The organism is Zavarzinia sp. (assembly GCF_041650655.1).
Taxonomy (GTDB): Bacteria; Pseudomonadota; Alphaproteobacteria; order Zavarziniales; family Zavarziniaceae; genus Zavarzinia.
In genome coordinates this window covers 1-5,331 of sequence record NZ_JBAZKR010000171.1, presented here as the reverse complement: position 1 = coordinate 5,331, position 5,331 = coordinate 1, and the positions used below count along the sequence as shown (strand labels likewise).

Here is a 5,331-nt window from a genome sequence, read left to right as displayed (position 1 = left end):
ATGAGTTCGCCGAAAGGATCGCGGGCGGGCGAAGCGGCGATGCTCGACGGCTGCGCCAAGACCGGGACCGCGAGCCCCCAACCGCACGTCAGGCCGACAAGGAGAAAGAGTGAGGTCCGCCGCATCGCGTCAGTCCTTTCCGTCACGCTTGTGCGGACGGCTCCAGTGCAGCGACCAGGCGCTGCCCGCGTCGTCGTCGCGGAACAGATTGGCGCGGATCGGCTGCGGCAAGGCCGGATCGTCGATCAGGAAAGCAATGTATTCGCCGGCGCGCTCGCCGGTGCGCTTCCAGCCCGCGCCGATCTCCGGGCCATCGTCATTTCCTTGATGGAGGCGATAGTCCGGGGCGTTCTCCGTATCCGACGACTCGGCGGGGACGACAGTGACTTCGCAGTAGAGCGTGAGGGTGTGGACGCGCCCGACAAAGCCGGACTGCTGACGGGTGAAGGTGCCGATCTGCGACATGATGGTCTCCATGGCGGTGGTGTTGGAAAGCCGTCGGCGGGCACCGCTCCCGACGACGGGAAGCGGTCAGCGCGTCGTCGCGCGCCAGACGAAGCGGCCATCGCCGTCCTCGTCGGTGTAGAGTGGGCTCGCCTTGCCGATGACGGTGCGCGCCGGAAGCGGGCCGAAATAACGGCCGTCCAGGCTGTCGCGGACATCGGGGTTCATCAGGAAAACCTGCCCATCGCCGATGCGCCGGCAGCCTTGCCAGACCGGCAGCGGACGGCCGAGCCGGTCGCGGTCGAGCGCCCGTCCAAGCGGCACGGCGTCGACGGTCACGACGTCCCCGGTGCGGCAGACCTGCTGGCCGGGAAGGCCCATGACGCGCTTCATCAGCGGCACGTTGCGGCCGATATAGCCGCGCCCGACGATGAAGTCGGAGAGCGGCTTGTCCGGGAGGGCGGCGACCAGATCGCCAACCGTCAGAGGGTGCGGCGGGGCGAGGTCATAGAGGCCGATCGGCGCGCTGGCCGAGGCGTTCCAGACGAGGCGCGGTGCGATCGGGACGAAGGCGGCGATGGCGACGCCCATCGTCACGGCATAGGTCGTCATGACATAGCCGAAGCGGGTCATAGCCCGATCTCCCGCCGCATGAGCCCTGCCGCATGGCGCTCCAGCGTGTAGGCGCGCGGCTCATGGCCCGCGCCGATCCGGTTGCCGACATGACGCCAGTGATCGGGGGCCACGTCGCAGGCGTCGATGCCGAGGGCCTCCACGGCGTCGATGTGGCGAAGCACCTGTTCGACCTTGGGCCAGCCCTCGATCTTCAGCAGGATGTCGCCGCCGGGGCGCACGAAGGGCAGCGTCTGGTAGGCTTCGCCTGGCGCGACGGCGCGCACGATGTCGATGCGCGAGGTGATCGTGCCGAAGTCGTTGGCGGCCCAACGCACGAAGGCGAAGAGGCTGCCCGGCCGGAAAGAGAAGACGCGGCGGCGGCGGTCGAGCACCTGTTCATGGGCTTCGTGGCCGAACCTGATCCAGTTCTCGATCCGCTTCTCGACATGCGTCAGCTCGACATGGGTGAGACTGTCGGCGAGATGCGCGCGCGGCAAGGGGCCGCCCTGGGCGCGGGAAACCGCGGCGTCGGTCATGATGGGTCTCCTTCGGCGGTCGGGGGAAATTCGCGCGCGAGCAGCTCGCGCAGCATGTCGGCGACCGTGACGCCGCGAGCGAACGCGGCGATCTTGATCCGGCCGCGCAGCGCCGGCGTCACGTCGATGGTCAGCCGGGCGGTGTAGCCGCCGGCGCCGGCATCGCGCGGCGGGTTGTCGGCCGCCTTGACCCAGCGCTCGGGATCGGCGGGCCGGGAGGCGAAGCCATTGCGGGACGAGCGCCCGTTCATCGCGCCGCCCTCCCGATGCTCAAGCACTCGATCGCGTCCGCCAGCGCCGCGATCTCGCGCGCGGCGGGCGTGCCGTCGTCCAGTTCGGAGACGAGCTGGCCGGACTGCGCGGCAGCCGCGAAGGCGACGCGCTGGCCGACGGTGGCGGCGAGGACGGGAGGATCGTGATCGGCCAGGGTCGCGGCCGTCTCGCGGGCGAGCACGGTGCGCGCGCCGCAACGATTGAGCACGAAGCGCGCGACCAGCTCCGGCCGGTAGATGCGCGCCTCGCCGATGAGCGCCAGCATCTCGGCGGAGGCCCAGCCGTCGAGGGGCGATGGCTGCACCGGGATCAGCACCAGGTCGGCGGCGAGCAGCGCCGAACGCATCAGGCTGGCGACGCGGGGCGGCCCGTCGATCACGATCATGTCGGCGTCACGGGCCAGTTCCGGCGCTTCCCGGTGCAGCGTATCGCGGGCGAGGCCGACGACGCCGAAGGAGCGAGCCAGGCCCTCACGGCTGCGTTGCTGCGACCAGTCCAGCGCCGAGCCTTGCGGGTCCGCGTCAATCAGGGTGACGCGCTTGCCCTGGCTCGCCCAAACGCCCGCGAGGTTCAGCGCCAGCGTCGTCTTGCCGACGCCGCCCTTCTGATTGAGGAGCGCGACGATCATCGCCGTCCTCCCGGAACGGGAGTGAAAGGGAGCTGCGGGAGGGGATGCGTGTCGGCGGCTTCGGGGCGCCGTTTGCCGGCGACGCTGAGGGCCTTCGTGGCCTGCCGGACGAGGTTTTCCACCTCACGGGCGCGCTCTTCAAGGTTAGAGTCTTTGTTAGACTCTAAGTTAAGGGTGCGATTTTCGCTTTTCGTACCGTGGGTTAGGGCCGGTTTCGGTTCCCGTTGGCACGAGGGTCTGGTTCCTGATGGCACGCGCCCTCGGGTTCCCGATGGCACGACGCCATCCACAGCTTTTCCACAGGTGGGCTGTGGCTCGAAGGCGAGCAGCGTGCGGCCGCCGCCCTCGATCTCGAGGAACAGCGTGTAGCCGGGGAGCGGCTGGCGCCGGATGATGTCGCGCAGCTCGAAGGCGAAGCGCTTGAAGGGGGAGAGCGCGCCTGATTTCTGGTGGAGGTGGCGGAAGTCGAAACGCCAGCCGTTGCGCTGGCGGCCGCCGTGCTTGCGGACAATTCGATAGAGCCAGCGGTCGAGACCGCCCGTCAGGCCGAAATAGGCGCGGTCGATCGTCAGCACGAGCGCGTCGTCGAGGACGGCCTGGTAGAACCAGTCGGGCAGGATCAGCTCGATCCCATCGGGCTTGCCGTTCCGGTCGGTGCGCTCCTTCCACTCGTTGATCCAGGAGAAGCGATGTCGCCGGCCCTCGGCGGGCTGACGGATCGAGGTGCAGATTGTCGTCGATTGCAGCCGGTCGAGCGCGGCCTTGAGACGCTGATAGTCGCGCAAGGACGTGCCGCGGCCGATGAATCTGAGGATTTCATAGGGGGTGGCGACCAGCAGGCGCGAGGTGCGCAGGCCCGCGTCGCGCGCCTCGACGATCTGGCTCGCCGCCCAGATCAGGATGTCGGCGTCCCAGATGGTCGCCATGCCATGATCGGGCACGGCCTCGACGCGGATCGACACGCCCCCGGCGCAGAAGTCGATCGGCGCGGTGCGATGGGACTTGGAGAGGGAGAAGAAGGGATAGGCCATGAGATCCTGCGCATCTCGGGCAGCGAACTCGCCAGGGAGCGCCCGAAACAGGTCGAGCTGTTCGCGCTCCGAACGGGATTGCCGCCGCGCCGCCATTCGGGGGTTCGTCGGCGGTCAGCGTGGGCGCCGGGCGGCCTGGGCCAGCGGCGCCGGCGTGTGACGCCTCGCGGGAAGGATCGAACCGCGCGGATCGGAGGTCGAGGTGACGGCGCCGCGCGCGGCCCAGGCTTCGAGATCGTCGACGGCATAGACGACGCGGCCGCCGAGCTTGCGATAGGCCGGGCCGGTGCCGTAGGTCCGATGCTTTTCGAGGGTCCGGGCGGACAGGCTAAGAAACGCGGCGGCTTCCTTGGTGCGCAGGAAGCGCGGCGGGAGAACGGCGAGATCGGGTCGCATGGATGGGGCCTCCGTGAGCTTCGTGAAGGCCGCTGGAGATCAGCGGCGAGCGAAGGCCACGATGGCGAAGCAGGACCGGCGCGATGCAGGGCGAAGTTGGGGGGGCCTAAAATCGCCCACCGGCTATCGCGTCGGCGCGATCAGTCCGGCCGGCGGTGTCGCAGTAAGGCGCGATAGCCGCCGGCGATCATGGCGCGCGCGTCCCGCAGCAGGGTTTTGATGGCGTGGCGGGCGGAGGCGTCCTGCCACGCCTGGCGGTCGAGTCGGGCGATGTGGAAGATGACCTGCGCGATTTCCCGCTGGGTCGCGCCATCGCGATAGCCGTCGAAGCATTGCAGCATCCGGCGCAATCGCAGGCGATGTTGTGCCGTCAGCCGGGTATCCGGCGGGATGGCCCGGCCGTGAAGGGTGGCCAGCAGACGGCAAAGGGATCGGACACGATCGAATCCCTCCCGACCCAAAGGAATGATGGCGGCAAGGGGTCGGTCGACCGGCGTGGCCGTCTCGATGACGAGCTGGACACTTTGGCCGTCACCGAGATCGTAGAGAAGGATGTCTTCGTCATGGTCTCCGATGCGGTAGGCGGCATCGAAGGTCGGTTGCGGATCGGTGTCCTCGGCGAGACCCGCAGGGGCCGGCCCCAGAAAGATGGCGCTCGTATCGTTCGCGGGCAGCCAGACGATGCGGGCTTCAGATGGCGGGGCCTGCGGGTCCGCGGGGAAATCGCAACCCCCATCGGCGCCGGATCTTGTCGGTCAGCGTCTGGATGTCGGTCTTTCCCTCGCTCAGCTCCCGGTAGTCTTCAACATAGGCGTCGTTGCGCCGGAGCCACTCCCAGGCGAGATCGGACGGGCTCATCTCGGCGATGTGCTCATAGGCTGCGGAGGAGCGCCAGCCTGCTGCATTGGGTGTCATCGCGATCCTCCCTTTGCGTAAGTGATTGTGGAGGAAGAAAGGATTCTCGACAGGGCCGCCCGATGGAAGCTCGGCGGTGGGCAAAGCGCGATGCCAAGTCGGCATCGCGGCGGGTCAGTGCCGAGGGCGGGTTAACTCGCGGTAGCCCTGTTCCGTCATCCAGCGCGCCCGCGCCAGGTGCGAGTCGTGAACATGGCGGCAACGCTCTGGGTCGTGCGCGGGATCGAGGCCGAAGATGGCCTGGACGGCTTCCTGCCAGGCGGCGCCGTCGCGGGCTGAGTCGATCAGACGCATGTAGAGAGCCATGTGCTCACGGTCGTAGGCCGTGAGCGACTGGCTGACCGGCGGCTCGTCGAGGAATGAGGGCGTTAGCTGTCCCATAGAGCGACTATAATCGCTCATCCGAGGTTCGTTAACAGCATCGTGGGAAATTCTGTGCGCCGCCTGAACAAATGGCGGGCGCTTAACGCCTCGGCGGCAAGTCTTTGCGGTC

The 5,331-nt window shown here is 68.3% G+C and carries 10 protein-coding genes; all 10 read right to left on the bottom strand.

The features are described 5' to 3' along the window. Positions 1-129: 129 nt before the first annotated feature. Positions 130-465 (bottom strand): DUF736 domain-containing protein, encoded by a 336-nt coding sequence (locus tag WC493_RS21480; RefSeq protein ID WP_373068361.1) that lies wholly within the window; start codon positions 463-465, stop codon positions 130-132. 66 nt (positions 466-531) lie between these two features. After that, a complete protein-coding gene (locus WC493_RS21475; protein ID WP_102114764.1) occupies positions 532-1,077 on the bottom strand; it encodes a S26 family signal peptidase in 546 nt (181 codons plus the stop codon). Further along, positions 1,074-1,595: a DUF2840 domain-containing protein gene (locus tag WC493_RS21470; RefSeq protein ID WP_102114765.1), complete on the bottom strand. Its 522-nt coding sequence runs from the start codon at positions 1,593-1,595 to the stop codon at positions 1,074-1,076. The genes WC493_RS21475 and WC493_RS21470 overlap by 4 nt, the downstream gene beginning before the upstream one ends. Further along, a complete protein-coding gene (locus WC493_RS21465; protein ID WP_102114766.1) occupies positions 1,592-1,846 on the bottom strand; it encodes a hypothetical protein in 255 nt (84 codons plus the stop codon). Before WC493_RS21465 ends, WC493_RS21470 begins: the two co-directional genes overlap by 4 nt. Further along, positions 1,843-2,496 (bottom strand): ParA family partition ATPase, encoded by a 654-nt coding sequence (gene parA / locus WC493_RS21460; RefSeq protein ID WP_102114767.1) that lies wholly within the window; start codon positions 2,494-2,496, stop codon positions 1,843-1,845. The genes WC493_RS21465 and parA overlap by 4 nt, the downstream gene beginning before the upstream one ends. Continuing rightward, entirely contained in the window at positions 2,493-3,623 is a 1,131-nt protein-coding gene (locus WC493_RS21455; RefSeq protein ID WP_102114768.1) for a replication initiator protein A, read from the bottom strand. Before WC493_RS21455 ends, parA begins: the two co-directional genes overlap by 4 nt. A gap of 18 nt (positions 3,624-3,641) precedes the next feature. Further along, positions 3,642-3,923 carry an AlpA family transcriptional regulator gene (locus WC493_RS21450; protein WP_102114769.1) on the bottom strand — a complete coding sequence of 94 codons (282 nt, stop codon included), beginning with the start codon at positions 3,921-3,923 and terminating at the stop codon, positions 3,642-3,644. A gap of 140 nt (positions 3,924-4,063) precedes the next feature. Further along, positions 4,064-4,384 carry a DUF2285 domain-containing protein gene (locus WC493_RS21445; protein WP_245924315.1) on the bottom strand — a complete coding sequence of 107 codons (321 nt, stop codon included), beginning with the start codon at positions 4,382-4,384 and terminating at the stop codon, positions 4,064-4,066. Between the two features lie 229 nt (positions 4,385-4,613). Further along, positions 4,614-4,838 carry a transcriptional regulator domain-containing protein gene (locus WC493_RS21440; RefSeq protein ID WP_102114771.1) on the bottom strand — a complete coding sequence of 75 codons (225 nt, stop codon included), beginning with the start codon at positions 4,836-4,838 and terminating at the stop codon, positions 4,614-4,616. Positions 4,839-4,952: 114 nt separating this feature from the next. After that, complete coding sequence (locus WC493_RS21435; RefSeq protein ID WP_102114772.1) at positions 4,953-5,219, bottom strand: DNA -binding domain-containing protein; 267 nt, start codon at positions 5,217-5,219, stop codon at positions 4,953-4,955. Positions 5,220-5,331 lie beyond the last annotated feature (112 nt).

Bases quoted from the DNA above. Each gene is read 5' to 3' on its own strand.
- WC493_RS21465 (WP_102114766.1), bottom strand. From the start codon at position 1,846: ATGAACGGGCGCTCGTCCCGCAATGGCTTCGCCTCCCGGCCCGCCGAT.
- WC493_RS21435 (WP_102114772.1), bottom strand. From the start codon at position 5,219: ATGGGACAGCTAACGCCCTCATTCCTCGACGAGCCGCCGGTCAGCCAG.
- parA (WP_102114767.1), bottom strand. From the start codon at position 2,496: ATGATCGTCGCGCTCCTCAATCAGAAGGGCGGCGTCGGCAAGACGACG.
- WC493_RS21475 (WP_102114764.1), bottom strand. From the start codon at position 1,077: ATGACCCGCTTCGGCTATGTCATGACGACCTATGCCGTGACGATGGGC.
- WC493_RS21470 (WP_102114765.1), bottom strand. From the start codon at position 1,595: ATGACCGACGCCGCGGTTTCCCGCGCCCAGGGCGGCCCCTTGCCGCGC.
- WC493_RS21480 (WP_373068361.1), bottom strand. From the start codon at position 465: ATGTCGCAGATCGGCACCTTCACCCGTCAGCAGTCCGGCTTTGTCGGG.
- WC493_RS21450 (WP_102114769.1), bottom strand. From the start codon at position 3,923: ATGCGACCCGATCTCGCCGTTCTCCCGCCGCGCTTCCTGCGCACCAAG.
- WC493_RS21440 (WP_102114771.1), bottom strand. From the start codon at position 4,838: ATGACACCCAATGCAGCAGGCTGGCGCTCCTCCGCAGCCTATGAGCAC.
- WC493_RS21455 (WP_102114768.1), bottom strand. From the start codon at position 3,623: ATGGCGGCGCGGCGGCAATCCCGTTCGGAGCGCGAACAGCTCGACCTG.